General features: G+C 72.5%; 13 protein-coding genes, 1 pseudogene and 1 riboswitch. Of the genes and pseudogenes, 7 read left to right on the top strand and 7 right to left on the bottom strand.

Annotated elements, in window-relative coordinates; all coding sequences use genetic code 11:
* The first annotated feature begins 6 nt into the window (after nucleotides 1–6).
* From ACFWVE_RS03770 to ACFWVE_RS03780, 3 genes are all read left to right on the top strand, one after another.
* Nucleotides 7–501, top strand: a complete 495-nt coding sequence (locus ACFWVE_RS03770; RefSeq protein WP_384007884.1) for a hypothetical protein — start codon at nucleotides 7–9, stop codon at nucleotides 499–501.
* Between the two features lie 35 nt (nucleotides 502–536).
* Nucleotides 537–1,778: an amidase family protein gene (locus tag ACFWVE_RS03775; protein ID WP_384007886.1), complete on the top strand. Its 1,242-nt coding sequence runs from the start codon at nucleotides 537–539 to the stop codon at nucleotides 1,776–1,778.
* 109 nt (nucleotides 1,779–1,887) lie between these two features.
* Nucleotides 1,888–2,472, top strand: a complete 585-nt coding sequence (locus ACFWVE_RS03780) for a flavodoxin family protein (protein WP_384007979.1) — start codon at nucleotides 1,888–1,890, stop codon at nucleotides 2,470–2,472.
* A gap of 8 nt (nucleotides 2,473–2,480) precedes the next feature.
* Here ACFWVE_RS03780 and ACFWVE_RS03785 read toward each other — a convergent pair.
* The 3 genes and pseudogenes from ACFWVE_RS03785 to ACFWVE_RS03795 form a co-directional block, all read right to left on the bottom strand.
* Nucleotides 2,481–2,791: pseudogene (locus ACFWVE_RS03785) on the bottom strand (ATP-binding cassette domain-containing protein); the annotation flags it as partial.
* Nucleotides 2,792–2,826: 35 nt separating this feature from the next.
* Nucleotides 2,827–4,080: an outer membrane lipoprotein carrier protein LolA gene (locus ACFWVE_RS03790; protein WP_384007888.1), complete on the bottom strand. Its 1,254-nt coding sequence runs from the start codon at nucleotides 4,078–4,080 to the stop codon at nucleotides 2,827–2,829.
* Between the two features lie 257 nt (nucleotides 4,081–4,337).
* Nucleotides 4,338–5,348 (bottom strand): polyprenyl synthetase family protein, encoded by a 1,011-nt coding sequence (locus ACFWVE_RS03795; RefSeq protein ID WP_384007890.1) that lies wholly within the window; start codon nucleotides 5,346–5,348, stop codon nucleotides 4,338–4,340.
* Between the two features lie 622 nt (nucleotides 5,349–5,970).
* A riboswitch (cyclic di-AMP (ydaO/yuaA leader) is annotated at nucleotides 5,971–6,133 on the top strand.
* 5 nt (nucleotides 6,134–6,138) lie between these two features.
* On the opposite strand from ACFWVE_RS03795, the gene ACFWVE_RS03800 reads away from it, so the two are divergent.
* Nucleotides 6,139–6,621, top strand: coding sequence for a transglycosylase SLT domain-containing protein (locus tag ACFWVE_RS03800; protein ID WP_384007891.1), 483 nt, complete (start codon nucleotides 6,139–6,141; stop codon nucleotides 6,619–6,621).
* 100 nt (nucleotides 6,622–6,721) lie between these two features.
* Here the strand turns inward: ACFWVE_RS03800 and ACFWVE_RS03805 are convergent, their stop codons facing one another.
* Nucleotides 6,722–7,591 carry an HAD family hydrolase gene (locus tag ACFWVE_RS03805; protein WP_384007893.1) on the bottom strand — a complete coding sequence of 290 codons (870 nt, stop codon included), beginning with the start codon at nucleotides 7,589–7,591 and terminating at the stop codon, nucleotides 6,722–6,724.
* 174 nt (nucleotides 7,592–7,765) lie between these two features.
* On the opposite strand from ACFWVE_RS03805, the gene ACFWVE_RS03810 reads away from it, so the two are divergent.
* From ACFWVE_RS03810 to ACFWVE_RS03820, 3 genes are all read left to right on the top strand, one after another.
* Nucleotides 7,766–8,857, top strand: a complete 1,092-nt coding sequence (locus tag ACFWVE_RS03810; RefSeq protein ID WP_384007895.1) for a GNAT family N-acetyltransferase — start codon at nucleotides 7,766–7,768, stop codon at nucleotides 8,855–8,857.
* 114 nt (nucleotides 8,858–8,971) lie between these two features.
* The gene (locus tag ACFWVE_RS03815; RefSeq protein WP_384007897.1) at nucleotides 8,972–10,405 is read left to right on the top strand and encodes a glycosyltransferase; all 1,434 of its coding nucleotides are present in this window, start codon (nucleotides 8,972–8,974) and stop codon (nucleotides 10,403–10,405) included.
* Between the two features lie 116 nt (nucleotides 10,406–10,521).
* Nucleotides 10,522–11,277 carry a polysaccharide deacetylase family protein gene (locus tag ACFWVE_RS03820; protein ID WP_384007899.1) on the top strand — a complete coding sequence of 252 codons (756 nt, stop codon included), beginning with the start codon at nucleotides 10,522–10,524 and terminating at the stop codon, nucleotides 11,275–11,277.
* Between the two features lie 52 nt (nucleotides 11,278–11,329).
* Here the strand turns inward: ACFWVE_RS03820 and ACFWVE_RS03825 are convergent, their stop codons facing one another.
* From ACFWVE_RS03825 to ACFWVE_RS03835, 3 genes are read right to left on the bottom strand one after another with little or no spacing between them, the layout of a single operon-like run.
* Nucleotides 11,330–12,532, bottom strand: coding sequence for a glycoside hydrolase family 26 protein (locus ACFWVE_RS03825; RefSeq protein WP_384007901.1), 1,203 nt, complete (start codon nucleotides 12,530–12,532; stop codon nucleotides 11,330–11,332).
* Nucleotides 12,529–12,957 carry a hypothetical protein gene (locus tag ACFWVE_RS03830; protein WP_384007903.1) on the bottom strand — a complete coding sequence of 143 codons (429 nt, stop codon included), beginning with the start codon at nucleotides 12,955–12,957 and terminating at the stop codon, nucleotides 12,529–12,531. Before ACFWVE_RS03830 ends, ACFWVE_RS03825 begins: the two co-directional genes overlap by 4 nt.
* On the bottom strand, nucleotides 12,954–14,900 hold the full coding sequence (locus ACFWVE_RS03835; protein ID WP_384007905.1) for a glycosyltransferase: 1,947 nt from the start codon (nucleotides 14,898–14,900) through the stop codon (nucleotides 12,954–12,956). Before ACFWVE_RS03835 ends, ACFWVE_RS03830 begins: the two co-directional genes overlap by 4 nt.
* Nucleotides 14,901–14,918: the final 18 nt, after the last annotated feature.

The following is a 14,918-nucleotide window of genomic DNA, read 5'->3' on the forward strand; positions in this document are numbered from 1 at the left end:
ACGGGCATGCGACAGGGACCGGAGATCTGGATCCGGGGACCGGTGGGAGTGCCGGAACCGGGCCCGCCGGAGCGCGCCCACGCCCGGGCTGCGCCCCTGCGCTTCTCCTGGGTCGGCCTCCATGGCGACGCCGGGGTCTCCACGCTCGCCGCGGTGCACGGTGGTCACGACAGCGGCCGTGCCCGGCCCGGACCGGCCGATCCGCAGTCGGTGCTGCTCGTCGCCCGGACGCAGGCGTCCGGTCCGGAGACCGTCGTCCCGGCCGTGGAGATGTTCCGGCACGGGGAGGTCCCGTACGGGTTCGGTCTCGATGCCGTCGTCCCGGCGGCGGACGCGCCGGATCGCCTGCCGCGCTCCCTCGCCCGGCGGATCCGGCACCTCGAACCGGTGACCGACGTCTACCGCGTGCCGTGGGTGCCCGCGTGGCGCCCGGGCCGCCTGAGTGGCCGGCTGCCGCGCGAGCCCGAGCCGCTGTCCCGCCCGACGGGATCGACGCGCTGAGCGGCGGCCGGGACGCCACTCGGGCTTCGGCTTCGGTGGCGGAGATCGCCTCCGCGGTGCGCACGGGGACGGTGCGGGCCGTCGATGTGGTCGCGGAGGCGCTGGAGCGGATCGAGCGGGCCGATCCGGTGCTGTGCGCGTTCACCGAGGTGTGGGCCGAGGAGGCGTTGCGGCGGGCGGGTGAGGTGGACGCCCTGATCGAGGCGGGCCCGCCGCATCCGCCGCATCCGTCGTATCCGCCACTTTTGCCGCCTCCGTCCGGCCCGAGCGTGGGCGAGGGGCCCGGGGCTCGCGCGTGGCTGCCGCTGGCCGGGGTGCCCGTCGCCGTCAAGAAGGGGCGGCACGGACTGCGGGCGGCGGGGCCGCTGCTCGCGGCCGGCTGTGTCGCGGTGGGTGCCACCGCGGTACCCGGGCCCGGCACCCCCTGGCAGACCTGGGGTCTCGGGGCGCGCGGACGGACCGTCAATCCGTGGCGGGCCGACCGTACGCCGGGCGGTTCCTCGGCCGGGGCCGCGGTCGCGGTGGCGTCGGGCCTGGTGCCGCTGGCGACGGGCAGCGACGGCGCGGGGTCGGTACGCATTCCGGCGGCGTGGTGCGGGGTCGTCGGGCTCAAGGTCACCAACGGCCTGCTTCCGTCGCCCGACCGCACGGGTCTCGCGGCGCCCGGAGTCCTCGCCCGTACGGCGGCCGACGCGGCGGCCTGGTGGCGGGCGGTGTCACCGACGCCCACCGGCGTCGGTGCGCGGCCGTCCCTCCCGCGCACCGCCGTCTGGTCCCCCGGCCTCGGCTTCGCCGGTCCCGATCCGGAGCCCCTGGCGCTGGCACGGGCGGCGGTCGACCGGCTCGTCGACGCCGGAGCCGTACGGCTCGTACGGCCGCCGGCACCGCCGCTGCTCCTGGACCCCGCCCCGGCCTGGCTCGCCCTGCGCAACCCCGGCACGGCGCCCTCCGGCCTCGTCGACGCCCACCGCGTCCGGGCGGAGAACGACCGGCGCCTGGCCCGCCTCTTCACCCGCGCCGAGCTGCTGCTGACACCCACCGCGCCCACCGCGCCGCACGGCCACGAAGGGCCGGGGGACATCTACTCCACCGCGCTCACCTGGGCGTTCAACCTGAGCGGGCACCCGGCGCTGAGCCTGCCCGCCGGGTTCGGCACCGACGGCTGCCCGGCCGGGCTCCAACTGGTGGCACCGCACGGGCGGGAGGCACTGCTGCTCGCCGTGGCAGGGGCCGCGGAGAAGCCGAGCGGCGGAGAAACCGGGCAACGGAGGAGCTGAGCGGCCGAGAGCCGGGGACCTCCCTCGGAATCCCCTTGGACATTTACTTGCTCATGCATATGATGCACATGCTTGTAGTTGGCGCACGCCAACCATCTGGAGGGTGACCATGACACGCCGTTTCCTCTTCGTCCTGGGGAGCGCCCGACGCGACGGCAACTCCGCGCTGCTGGCCCGCCGGGCCGCCGAACAGCTGCCCGCGGGTACGGAGCAGCGCTGGATCGACCTCGCCGACCATCCGCTGCCCGACTTCGAGGACCTCCGCCACGACAGCGACCACGTCCGCCCCACGGAGGGTGACGTCGCCCTGCTGCTCGACGCCACCGTCGCGGCGACGGACGTGGTGATCGTCTCTCCGCTGTACTGGTACTCGGTGTCCGCGCAGACCAAGCGCTACCTGGACCACTGGTCTGGCTGGCTGCGCACCCCCGGCCTGGACTTCGAGGCGACGATGGCGGGGCGCACGCTCTGGGGCGTCACGGCGCTCGCGGACGACGAGCCGGCGGTCGCCGACCCGCTGGTCGGCGCGCTCCACCACTCCGCCGCCTACCTGGGCATGCGTTTCGGCGGGGTGCTCCTCGGCAACGGCAGCAGGCCGGGGGACGTACTGAAGGACAACAAGGCACTGACCCGCGCCAAGACGTTCTTCGCACAGGACGCGCCCCTCGCCCGCTTCCCGTACGAGGCCGGCTGACCCGGCCGGTCCCGGCCGGAGAGGAAGCCGTACAGGGCGGGCCCCTCGATGAGGGCCCCGACCCGCGGGAGCACGGCGCGCGGCATGGGCCGTCCAAGAACGTGCGCCGTGCCCGAGGTGGGCCCGATCAGGCCCCTCAGCATGCGGATGGTGGTGGTCTTGCCGGAGCCGTTGGGACCGAGGAGCCGAAGACGATGCCCGCCGGGACGGTCGGATCGAGGCCGTCGACGGCGGGCCGTCCACCGCGGTAGCGCTTGGTGAGGGCACGGGTGACGATGACGCCGTCACCCGTACTCTGCGTGGCGGACGCCTCACCCATCGGCTCCCTCGCCCCCTGTCGTGCCGCTGCCCGGGTTACTTCGCCTCGTTGGCCGCCTTCACCAGCGTGTCCTTGGTGACGGTGCCCACGTAGACCTTGCCGTCCTCGGTGAACAGGGCGTTGACCAGGCGGGTGCTGAACACGGTGCCCGTGCCGAACTCGCCCTTCACCTGGTCGCCGAGCGAGCCGAGGAAACCGTCGAGGTCGCCTTCTCCGGAGCCGGTCGGCAGAGCGCCCTCGGCTCCGGTGTCGAAGGTGGCGACGGAGTTCCAGCCCTCGCCGAGCACCTTCAGCCCGTCGAGGCCCTTGGCCAGGTCCTTCTCGGACTTCGGGGCGCCCTCCGGCTTCCCGTGCTCCCTGCCCTTCTCGCCACTGCCCTTCTCACCGCCGTCCAGCTCGCCCTCCTCGGTCACCTTGGCGCCCTTGGGCGGGGTGAAGTCGAAGGTCGACGCGGCCGGCCGGTCGAAGCCGACCTTGGTGAAGCCGACGTCCACGACGGCGGCACCGCCGCTCGCCGGGGTCAGCGTGAACTTCAGCGGCGTACCGGTCCTGTGGTCCACCGCGATGCTGATGGCGCCGACCGTGGAGCCGGACTGCCTGGGCTTGACGACCAGCTTGTACGCGTCCCGGCCGGCCACCTGCGCGGTGCCGTCGACGGTGACGGACGTGGTGTCCTCGACCGACTTCAGCGCCTCCTCGGCGAAGTCCTTCGGCGTGGCCGGGGGCCGGTCCCGGTCCTCGGCCCCGGCGGACTCGTCGGTGGTGCCGTGGAAGACCTCGTTGGACTCGCTGTCGTAGCCCCAGACGTCCTCGCCGTTGTGTATCAGGCTGTACTCGGACGCGTTCCCGAGCAGCGACACCTTCTGCCGGTCGGGGCCGTCGGCCGCGACACGCAGGGTGTGCGTGCCGGACGCCAGCTCGGTGAGCCTGGCCGTCGGGTCGGCGGAGGAACCGCCGTCCCCACCCTGGCCCATGGCGCCGGAGGCCAGGCTGCTCTCCAGGCCGCCGAGGTCCGGCAGCCCGAGGTCGGTGGTGATCTTCACGGTGCCGGACAGCTGCTCGACGTCCGACTGGGCGATCTTCTCGATGAGCTGCGCGGCGGTGATCTTCGGCAGGTCCGGGTCGCCGGAGTCGGCGATCGCGGGGACGAGCCCGATGGTCGCGGCCGCCACTCCCATCACCGTGACCGGGACGACGTACCGCGCGGCCCTGCGCCGGCCCGCGCCCCGCCCGTCGGCCTCGCCGGCCTGACGAGCGGTCGTCGTGTCATCGGATTCGTACGGTGCCATGTGTGCCCTACCTCCGTGGTCGGCGGCGGCCTGCGTCTCGTGTCGCTCGCACCAGTCACACCCTGAGCCGCCATCCTCACCCGAATCGGTGAGGAGTGGTGATGTCCGTCGTGTTCCATCTGACCAAACCCGACGGGCGGATGCGTCAGACCCCGGACTCAACTCCGCGTACTGCTGCGGTATGACACAGGGCTTCGTTTCGTCCCCCGACCAGTAGGGGTCGGAGACCAGGGGTGGCGGACGGGGACGGCGGCAGGTCAGCCGGCCCGGTGCACCACGGCGTCGCACAGCTCGACCAGGGCCGTCTTCGACTCGCACTCCGGCAGCGGGGCCAGCGCCGAGCGCGCCTCCTGCGCATAGCGCACGGTGTCCTGGCGGGCCTGCTCCAGTGCGGGGTGGGCGCGCAGCAGCCGCAGCGCCTCGGCGTGCCGGGCGTCGTCGCCGAGGTCGGAGTCGAGCAGCTCGCACAGGGCGATGTCCTCGGCCAGCCCCAGCCGGGCCGCCCGCTCGCGCAGCCGCAGTACGGGCAGCGTCGGGATGCCCTCACGCAGGTCGGTGCCCGGGGTCTTGCCGGACTCGTGGGAGTCGGAGGCGATGTCCAGTACGTCGTCGGCGAGCTGGAAGGCGACCCCGAGGCGCTCGCCGTACTGGGTCAGCACGTCCACGACCGTGTCGTCCGCGCCGGACATCATGGCGCCGAACCGGCAGGCGACGGCGACCAGCGAGCCGGTCTTGCCGCCGAGGACGTCCAGGTAGTGGTCGACCGGGTCCCGGCCCTCCTGCGGCCCCGCGGTCTCCAGGATCTGACCGGTGACCAGTCGTTCGAACGCCTCGGCCTGTACCCGTACGGCCTCCGGGCCGAGGTCGGCCAGGATGTGCGACGCGCGCGCGAAGAGGAAGTCGCCGGTGAGGACCGCGACGGAGTTGCCCCAGCGGGTGTTGGCGCTGGGGACCCCGCGCCGCACGGTGGCGTCGTCCATCACGTCGTCGTGGTACAGCGTGGCCAGGTGGGTCAGCTCCACGACCACGGCGGACGGCACGACACCGGGCGCGTAGGGGTCGCCGAACTGGGCGGCGAGCGTCACGAGCAGCGGCCGGAACCGCTTGCCACCGGCCCGCACCAGGTGCTGGGCGGCCTCGGTGATGAAGGGGACCTCACTCTTCGTGGCCTCGAGCAGCCCTTCCTCGACAGCCGTCATCCCGGCCTGGACATCGGCTTCCAGAGCCTGGTCCCGCACGCTCAGCCCGAACGGCCCGACGACGGTCACGAGGGGTCTCCTGTCTGCTGGTGTCCACCGGCGCTTAGACGTCTTGCACAGTTTGTCGATAGGTCGCTGACATCACTCCAACCAGCGTATCCGGTCATGTTTCGATCACCGCCAGCACCCGCATTCCCCGGACTCACCCGCACACGCGCGGACGGCGCCTCACGGCGCCCTCCGTATCGGATCACCCTCAGACCGTTTCCGACCAGGTGGCAAAAAAGAATATTCATCGCTTTCCGGACACAGCGTCCCGCTCCCGAGGCGCAACCCGGAACGCGGTCCGGCGCACGGTCCCGCACGCAGGCCGTCCCGCCCACCCCGGAGTCCGATTTGCCGTAATTACCAAGCAAATTCCCTTTGGCGGCAAATACTCCCACGCGGTGCGGCCAGTGAAGTGAGTCACGCGCACCCCGACGCGCCCGCCCCTCGCGCTCGCCGGCGCTTCCCCTTGCCCCGCAAGCGAGTTGACCCTTGGCGTCCGCAAAGGATCAAGCACCTCAAAACCCCCACGGCAAGATCAAACGGCTCGATCCGTGACGGTCTCACTTGTTTCCGACAAGTGCGCTCGCATACGTTCCCGGCTTGTCGGGCGGACGCCGAATCCTGCCGCCGCCCGCGCCACCCATCGACGAACTCACTCACGCACGGCAGGAGCGGGGGACCCAGGTAAGCCGCCGGACCGGTTCGCACCCGGAACGGCTCGGGGTGAAGCCATGCCCGCAGGGGCACGGCCGGGCACTCTCCCGCCCGAACCCGACAGCTCACCTCGCAGGCGTAGGAGAGGAACACAGACATGACCGCATCCGGTCCGCCCCGCCGCTTCGGCAGCTCCCGCCTCGTCCGCTCCTTCGCCGTCGCCGGTGTCGCGGCGGTCGTCCTCCCGCTGTTCGGCGCCACCACCGCCTCCGCCGCGCCCGCCGCGCCCGCCCCTGCCGCCGGCACCGTGACCGCGTACCCGGACAACCTCGACGGCTGGATCCGCGAGTCGCTGTCCGTCATGGCGCAGCACGGCATCCCCGGCAGCTACGACTCCATCCACCGCAACATCCTGCGCGAGTCGTCCGGCAACCCGCAGGCCATCAACCTGTGGGACTCCAACGCCATGGCCGGCACCCCGTCGAAGGGCCTGCTCCAGGTCATCGACCCGACCTTCCAGGCGTACCACGTGCCCGGCACGGCCTTCGACCCGTTCGACCCGGTCGCGAACATCACGGCGGCCTGCAACTACGCGGCGGACCGCTACGGCTCCATCGACAACGTCTTCGGCGCCTACTGAGACACCTGAGGCATCCGAGACATCCGCGACACCCGGGCCCGTCGGAACGCCGGGACACCGGAACGCCGGCGGCACCGGCCACACCGGCGAACACCGGGGCCTACCGGGACACCCTCCCGGGCCTGGGGCGGGACAGCACGTGTTGGGGCACGCGCGGCTCCGCTCCGCCGAACAACCGCTCGAGGACGACGGCCACGCCGTCGTCCTCGTTCGACGTGGTGACCTCGTCGGCCACCGCCTTGAGCTCGGGGTGCGCGTTGGCCATGGCGACTCCGTGGGCCGCCCAGTCGAACATCGGGATGTCGTTGGGCATGTCGCCGAAGGCGATGGTCCGCTCGGGATCCAGCCCCAGGTACTCGGCGGCCAGTGCGAGACCCGTCGCCTTGGTGACACCGCACGGCTGGAGTTCCACGGTGCCCGGACCCGACATCGTGACCGTGGCCAGCGAGCCGACCGCCGCACGGGCCGTCGCCGCCAACTCGTCGTCGGTCAGGCCGGGATGGCGCAGCAGCACCTTGCTGATCGGCCGGGCCCACAGATCGTCCCGCCGTTCGACCCGCACGGCGGGCAGCGTCGGGTGCGGCATCAGGTAGCCCGGCTCGATCAGGGTGAGCCCGTCCACTCCGTTCTGGTCGACCGCGGCGTACAGCTCCCCGACCTCGGCCTCGATCTTGCCGAGCGCGGTCTCCGCCAGTTCCCGGTCCAGGGTGACCGACCACAGCAGCCGGTCCGTGCCGGCGTCGTACACCTGCGCGCCCTGTCCGCACACCGCGAGCCCCGTGGACCCCAGGTCGTCCAGGAGCGGCCGCACTCTGGGCGCCGGGCGCCCCGTCACCACGAGGTGCCGGACACCGGCCCGCGCCACCAGCTCCAGCGCGGCGAGGGAGCGGTCGGAGAGGGTGTCGTCGTCGCGCAGCAGCGTCCCGTCCAGGTCGGTGGCGATGAGCGAGCAATCGGTGGGTGCGGCCATGACCAGAGAATACGGACACCGCGCGCCCCCGACTCACCGCGCCCCGGGCACCCGTCCCGTGCCCCGTCCGCGGCCTCTGCACCACTTGGCAACAACATGCGCCGCTCCCTACCGTCCTCGCGGTCCCGGGCGGTACCTTCCAGATGTCCAGGGGGGACTTGATCGGGGGGTCAGGTGAGCAGTGGACGCACGCGTGTGCTGAGGCTCGACGAGCTCGGCGAGGGGGAGCGGGAGCGATGGCGTGAGCTGCGCGCCGCCTCGGGGGTACCGCGCAGCCCTTTCATGGAACCGGAGTTCGCCACCGCCGTGTCCAGGGTGCGGCCGCAGGCCCGGGTCGCGGTGCTGTACGAGGGGGCGTCCGCCGAACCGGCCGGCTTCCTGCCGTACGAGCGGGGCGCGTGGGGGCAGGGCCGGGCGATCGGGCTCGGGGTATCGGACTGCCAGGGCGCCGTCCTGCGGCCGGGGCTCGTGCCGGAGACCGGTGAACTGCTGCGTGCCTGTTCGGTGTCGAGCTTCGCCTTCGACAACCTGGAGGCGGACCAGGCCCTGTTCGTCCCGCAGGCGGCCGAGGAGCACGCCACCTTCGTCATCGACGTGGAGAAGGGCTACGAGACCTACGAGTCCGTCCTGCGCGCCCAGTCGCCGAAGTTCCTGAAGACCACCCTGGCCAAGGAGCGCAGGCTCGGCCGCCAGGCCGGACCCGTGCGGTTCGTGTTCGACGAACACGAACCGGCCGCGCTGCGCGCCCTCATCGGGTGGAAGTCGGCGCAGTACCGCAGGACCGGGCGCCGCGACCGGTTCGCGCAGGAGTGGATCACCCGGCTCGTGGGCCGCCTGGCCGAAACCCGGGCTCCGGGGTGCGCGGGCACGCTGTCCGTCCTGTACGCCGGGGACCGTCCCGTCGCCGCCCACTTCGGCCTGCGCTCGACTTCGGTGCTGGCCTGCTGGTTCCCGGCGTACGACCCGGAGTTCGCGAAGTTCTCGCCGGGGCTCGTGCTGCATCTGCGGATGGCCGAGGCGGCGGCCGGCGAGGGCATCGGCCTGCTCGACATGGGGCGCGGCCCGGCCGAGTACAAGAACTCGCTGAAGACGGGCGAACGCGCCGTCTACGAAGGCACGGCGACGCGTCCGGGGCTGGGCGCCACACTCCAGCTGCTGCGCCGCGAGCCCGCGCGCCGCGCGCACGGCTTCGTCGTCGCCCGACCGCGTCTCGCCTCGCTGGCGTCGCGCACCTTGAAGGGGGCGGCGCGGCTGCGCCGGACCTGAGTCCGTCAGCCCGTCAGTCCGTCAGTCCGTCAGGAGGTTCCGGTCGTGAGCACAAGGACCGCTCGGGACGGCCACGGCCGCTGGTGACAACCGTTCGTGAGGAGGGGAGGGCTCATGTCCCGCACGGCACGTACGCAGGGGGAGATACGGCGGTTCCTGGACATCGGTGCGGTTCAGGTCGCCGAACTGGACCTGAGAGGTGAGGAGGCGGAAGCCGCCCTGAGACCCGGTCCGGGCAGTCAGCCGGTGACGCACGGCGAGGTGTTCCTGCTGGTCAGGAGGGACGGTCTACCGGTGGGCACGTTGCTGGGAAGGGTCCCGGAGGGGGCCGATCCGACGACGGCCCTGGCGGCGCTCGCACGGCAGGCACATGTGCAAGAGCACGTGCAAGAGCAAGAACAGGGACGGGGACGGGGACGGGGACGGGGACGGGGACAACGGCAAGGGCATGACACGGCGGAGGCGGCCGCGGACGCCGCCGGGCCGCCCCCGCCCCTGTTCTCCTCGGTCGTCGTGGCCACCCGGGAGCGGGCCGGACAGCTCACCCGCGCCCTCGACTCCCTCCTCGCGCAGGACCATCCGCGCTTCGAGATCGTCGTCGTCGACAACGCGCCCGTGACGGACGAGACGCGCGACCTGGTGCAGCGGAAGTACGGGGAACGCGTGCGGTACGTGCGCGAGCCGGTCCCCGGACTCGCGACCGCGCACAACACCGGGCTCGCCCACGCCCTGGGTGAGGTGATCGCGTTCACCGACGACGACGTCGTCGCCGACACCCGCTGGCTCACCGAACTGGCCGCACCCTTCACCGCCGACCCGGAACTCGGCTGCGCCACCGGCCTGATCCTGCCTGCCCGGCTGCGCACCCCGGCCCAGGTCCTGCTGGAGAGCCACGGCGGCTTCGCGAAGGGGTTCACGCCGATGACGTACGACCCGCAGGACCCGCCCCGCGACGAACCGCTGTTCCCCTTCACCGCGGGCCGGTTCGGCTCCGGGGCGAACATGGCGTTCCGTACGGAAGTGCTGCGCGCGGTCGGCGGTTTCGACCCGGCCACCGGCGCCGGGACGCCTGCCCGGGGCGGCGACGACCTCTACGGGTTCGTCCGGGTCCTCGCCCAGGGGCACAGGCTGCGCTACACACCCCGGGCGCTGGTGTGGCACCACCACCGGGAAACGTGGGCCGATCTGGAGACCCAGGCCTTCGGCTACGGCGCCGGCCTCACCGCCTACCTCACGGCGATCCTGGTCAACCGGCCCGCGCTGCTGCCGGCGTTCCTGGCCCGGCTGCCCCGCGGCCTGTCCCACGCCCGCGGCCTCACCGCCGTACGGGACGCCGGGGATGCCGGAAACTCCGGGGGCGCCGGTGCCGGCTCGGCTACTCCGGGCGATCACGGCACCCGTACGCATCCCTGGCCGCGCCGCCTCTCCCGGCTGCAGCGCAGGGGGATGCTGTACGGCCCGGTCGGCTATCTGCGGGCCCGGCGGGCGGCGGGCGGCACGACGGGGAAGGCCTCCTCCGGCGGCCGGGCGGCCGGGGGTGCGCGATGACGGCCTCGTCCTCGCAGGACCCGGAGGTTCCAAGAGCCCGGGCCGGCTCACGTGCCAGAGGCGGCGACCGGGCCCCGAGGCCTCCGGCCATTCCGGTGTTCCTCTACCACGCCGTGATGGACGATCCGCCCGACTGGATCGCCGAATTCACCGTCACACCAAGGGAGTTCGCAGCGCATCTCGACGTCCTCGAGGACAGCGGCCGCACCCCCGTCACCATCAGCACCCTCGCGGGCCATCTCACCGGGCGGGCACCCCTGCCACCCCGGCCGGTGCTCCTCACCTTCGACGACGGCTTCGCGGACCTGCCCGGTCCCACCGCCGGCCTCCTGGCCCGACGCTCCCTGCCGGCCACCGCGTACCTCACCACCGGCGCCCTCACCCCGGGCGGACGCAGTCTGCTGCCGCCGGCGCCGATGATGACCCTGGACCGGGTGGCGGAACTGGAGGCTTCCGGCATGGAGATCGGCAGCCATACGGTCAGTCACGCCCAGCTGGACACGCTGACCGGGAAGCAGCTGCGCGCCGAACTGGTCGACTCCAAGGCCGTGCTGGAGGACACCCTCGGCCATCCGGTCCCCCATCTCGCCTACCCGCACGGCTACAACAGCCCCCGGGTGAGGGCCATGGCGTCCCGCACCGGGTACGAGACGGCGACCGCGGTGCGACACGCGCTCAGCTCGGACCGGGACGAGCGCTACCGCATCGCCCGGCTCATCGTCCGCCGCAGCCACACCGTCGCCGACGTCAGGGCCTGGCTGGCGGGCGACGGCGCCCGCGTCGCCCCCTACCGCGACGGCCCGAAGACGATCGCCTGGCGCTGGTACCGGCACGCCCGCGCGACACTCCGCGGACCGGAGTTCGCGGGCTGAGTCACGGGACGAACGCGGAAGGCGGCCGCGCGCGGCCGCCTTCCGCGTTCACTCACTCGGTCGGCTGGTTCAGATGCGGGTCGGCCGCCACCTTGCGCAGGGCCTCCCACGCCGCCTCGTTGGCCACGGCCAGGTCGCAGTGCGGGCCGGGGTCGCGGTAGTTCCACTGGAGCGCGGCCTTGACACCCTCCAGCCCCTTCAGCACGGGCGGTACCCGCGCGTACCACTCGGCCTGCCGTTCGGGCCGGGCGGAGTCGGCCGCGCTGCCGAACTCGGAGAGCATCAGCGGCTTGTCGGCGGAGATGTTCTCGCGTATCCACTCGTGCGTGGCCGTCTGGGTCTGCTCGAAGGTCAGCCACTCCGTCTTGTGACAGCGGTAGTAGTTGTACTGGTTGTAGCCGATCCAGTCGACGTACGCGTCCCCCGGATACATCCTCTTGAACAGGTCGCCGTGGTTCAGGTAGCCGGTGATGATCCAGGTCCACACCACGTTGTCCACGCCGAGTTCCCGGAACCGGTCGTGGATGTGCCGGTACGCCTGCACGTACTGGGCCGGCGTGCCGTTGGCCGGGGTGCGCGTGTCCATCTCGAGGTCGAAGGAGAGGAAGACCTTCTTCCCCGTGCGCTGCCCGTAGTCCTTGATGCGCTTCGCCTGGACGTCGATCACGGTCGCGTCCAGGTCACCGGCGGCTATCTCCTCCCACCTCGGCTGCTGCCCCTTCGTGCCGCCCCACCACTTGCTCTCCCAGGACAGCAGCAACATGCGCTTCTCGCCCACCCGTTGCTCCTCCGGGCTCAGCAACTGGCCCTCCCTGCGAGTTCCTTCGTGCAGGGACATGTCGTGGTACGTGTAGACGATGTCGAGCTTGCGGCCCACCTGTTCCTCGTAGGCCTTCACCTTCTCCTCCAGGTCGGCCCGTTCGTGCGGCACGAAGGCCCCGAACCAGGCGCCGCACGGCGGTTCGAGCAGTTCCGTGGGCCGGCACTCCCCGTCCGTCCCGGAGGGCTCCGAGGTGTTCCGCAGAGCGAGGACGGCGACCAGGGCCGCGCAGACGACCGCGGCCGAGGTGATCAGTACCCGACGGCGGCTCGCGGCCGGCCGCCCGGCTTTCGGACTACGGTGCCGGCCGGTTCCTGCGGGGGATCCGGGACCGGCGGGAGAGCCGGTGGCCGGACGGCCGGCGGGCGGGCCGGTTCCTGGTCGAACACCGCGCAGGGCGGCGGTGATACGGCGAAGAGGGCGAGCGAACCTCACAGGACGGAACCCTTCCGTGTCCTCGACGGCGGGGAGGCACGCAGCCGCGGGCAGAACGCGGCGAGCGTGGTCAGCAGCGTCAGGGCCAGCAGCACCCGCTGGGCGCTGAAGGTGTGCGTGGCGATCAGCACCGTCGCGACGATCATCATCGCGGCGACACTGACGAAGACGGCCAGCATCAGCCGTTCCAGCAGGTCGGAGTGGCGGACGAAGTCGGGGTCACGCCGCTCGACGGGCCCCCGTGCGGACCGTGCGCGCAGCGCGGGACCGCAGAGGCCGACCAGGGCCGCGCCCGGCCCCGCCGCCAGGAAGACGACGACGGCCGCGCCGCGCAGCGGCGAACCGCCGGGCAGGGCGAGCGCGGCGAGCGCCAGCCAGCCGGCGAACGGCGGAAGCATCCGGATCACGAGATCCTGCGGTGTCATCGCTCCCCTCCCCCTTCTCCCCCGGCCCTCTCTGTTCCCTCTGTTCCTTCTGTCCTCTCCGTCCTCTCCGTCCCCTCCGTCCTCTCCACTCCGTCTGCTTCCTCCGCCTGTCGCAGTTCGTAGACCGCCCCCGCGCCGTTCTCCGCCACCAGCCGGAACCGCGGCGACGTGGCGACGGACTCCAGGACGCTGTTCAACTGGACGCCGGTGAGCTGACCGTTCATCTCGGAGTTGGCCAGCTGGCCCTGGGTGAAGAGGAAGTAGGCCCGGCTCGGGCGGTCCACTCCCGCCATGTCGGTGGCGAGGGTGCCGGCCGGGTCCCGCACGATCTCGTCGACGTGGCTCCGGTCGTCCTCGAGGAACCAGTAGTGGTCGATGCTTCCGTACGAGGCGTAGGCGAGCGGGTAGTTACGGTTGGCGGCGACGACCAGCGAGCCCTCGGGCGCCTCGTCGAAGAGCTGCCCCACCAGGGCCACCTCCTGCGGCGGGAAGTAGTTGACCCGGTCCTTGCCCGAGTAGCTCGGGACGAACGCCAAAGTCCCGGCCAGCAGCACGGGCAGGGGGCCCCGGACACGGATACCGAAGCCGGTACGGAACCGGGTGCCGGTGCCGCGGCGCGCGGGCGACTCGGCCTTCCGGTGGGCCCTGGCCTCCGCCGCCGCCTCCGTGGCGGCGAGGGTGCGCACCTTGGGCAGCAGGGCGGCGGCGGCGAAGAAGGCGACGCCCGGCAGCATGAACATCAGGACTCGGAAGATCATCTCGCTGCCGTAATTGCTCGCGACGAACATCGGCAGCGGTGCCGCCGTGACCACCAGCAGCGGCATCGCGCGGTACCGCAGTACGGGCTGCCACCAGAGCCCGGCCGCCGCCAGCAGCAGGACAGAGCCCGAGAGCAGCCGGGCCGCCCACGAGGTCGCGATCGCCCCGGCACCGGTCGGGGTGGCGCCGTAGCCCGTCTCGACGTTGCCGCCGACGTCGCCCACGGCGCGGATCATGTCCGGCATCGCGGCGGACAGGAAGGGCAGCGCGGCCGTCAGGCACCAGGCCAGGAAGATGACGACCGTCGTGACCACCGGCACCCAGTCCCGGTGGCGGCGGAGCAGCACCAGCGCGAGCAGCGACACGACCAGCATGGCGGGAGTGAGCTGGTGCGAGATGACGATCGCCGTCACCAGCACGGTGAGCACGGCGGTCCAGATCGCCTGCCCCCGCCGCCCGCCGCCCCCGCCCCCGCCCTCGCCGGAACGGCCGTACCGGCGCAGCACCACGGCCAGCACGCCGAGGTGCAGCGCGAAGGCGACGGACTGCGGGGAGAAGTAGTCCTGGCCCACCCAGTTGGCGACCTGGAAGAGCCAGACCGCGGTCCAGATCAGCCGTCGGTCCTCGGTGAAGGTGCGGTAGACCAGCAGCAGCGGGAACAGCAGCATCAGACTGGACGCCAGCGGCCACCACGCCATGTACATCGCCGCCGAGTCCACGCCCAGCAGCCGTACCAGCGCCGCCTGCGCGGCGAAGAAGCCCGGCCACTGGTCGTAGACCGCCATGTCACCGATCCGGTCGGCGCTCTGGAGCCCGCCGGCGGTCAGCAGGTGGTCGATGACACCGTCGTGCTTCCACGCCCAGGCGTACAACGGGGTCGGGTAGAGCACGGCCTGCGTGGCCCGCTCCATCACCAGCAGGCCGAGCACGTACGCCGCCGGCCAGCCGCCGGGCCGGCGGCGGTCGCGGACCGTGGACCAGAAGCCGGCGGTGAGGACGGCGAGGCCGGCCCAGAAGCTCGGGTGGAGCGCGGTGACCAGGCCGTAGTCGTCGAGCCCCGACACATCGGTGTGCCGTACCGCGTACAGCCACAGGGTGAGCGCCGCGAGCAGCGGCAGGACGGGCCGGAGCGCGAGGGCGCGGCGCGCGGACCAGAGGGGCGGCAGGTCGGAAAGATCCGTCACGGGCTCATGGGCAGGGGT

Source organism: Streptomyces sp. NPDC058632 (genome assembly GCF_042717095.1).
Classification (GTDB): domain Bacteria; phylum Actinomycetota; class Actinomycetes; order Streptomycetales; family Streptomycetaceae; genus Streptomyces.

Coding starts and splice junctions, on each gene's coding strand:
- ACFWVE_RS03805 (WP_384007893.1), bottom strand. CDS start 7,591: ATGGCCGCACCCACCGATTGCTCGCTCATCGCCACCGACCTGGACGGG.
- ACFWVE_RS03820 (WP_384007899.1), top strand. CDS start 10,522: ATGGACGATCCGCCCGACTGGATCGCCGAATTCACCGTCACACCAAGG.
- ACFWVE_RS03780 (WP_384007979.1), top strand. CDS start 1,888: ATGACACGCCGTTTCCTCTTCGTCCTGGGGAGCGCCCGACGCGACGGC.
- ACFWVE_RS03830 (WP_384007903.1), bottom strand. CDS start 12,957: ATGACACCGCAGGATCTCGTGATCCGGATGCTTCCGCCGTTCGCCGGC.
- ACFWVE_RS03800 (WP_384007891.1), top strand. CDS start 6,139: ATGACCGCATCCGGTCCGCCCCGCCGCTTCGGCAGCTCCCGCCTCGTC.
- ACFWVE_RS03790 (WP_384007888.1), bottom strand. CDS start 4,080: ATGGCACCGTACGAATCCGATGACACGACGACCGCTCGTCAGGCCGGC.
- ACFWVE_RS03770 (WP_384007884.1), top strand. CDS start 7: ATGCGACAGGGACCGGAGATCTGGATCCGGGGACCGGTGGGAGTGCCG.
- ACFWVE_RS03815 (WP_384007897.1), top strand. CDS start 8,972: ATGTCCCGCACGGCACGTACGCAGGGGGAGATACGGCGGTTCCTGGAC.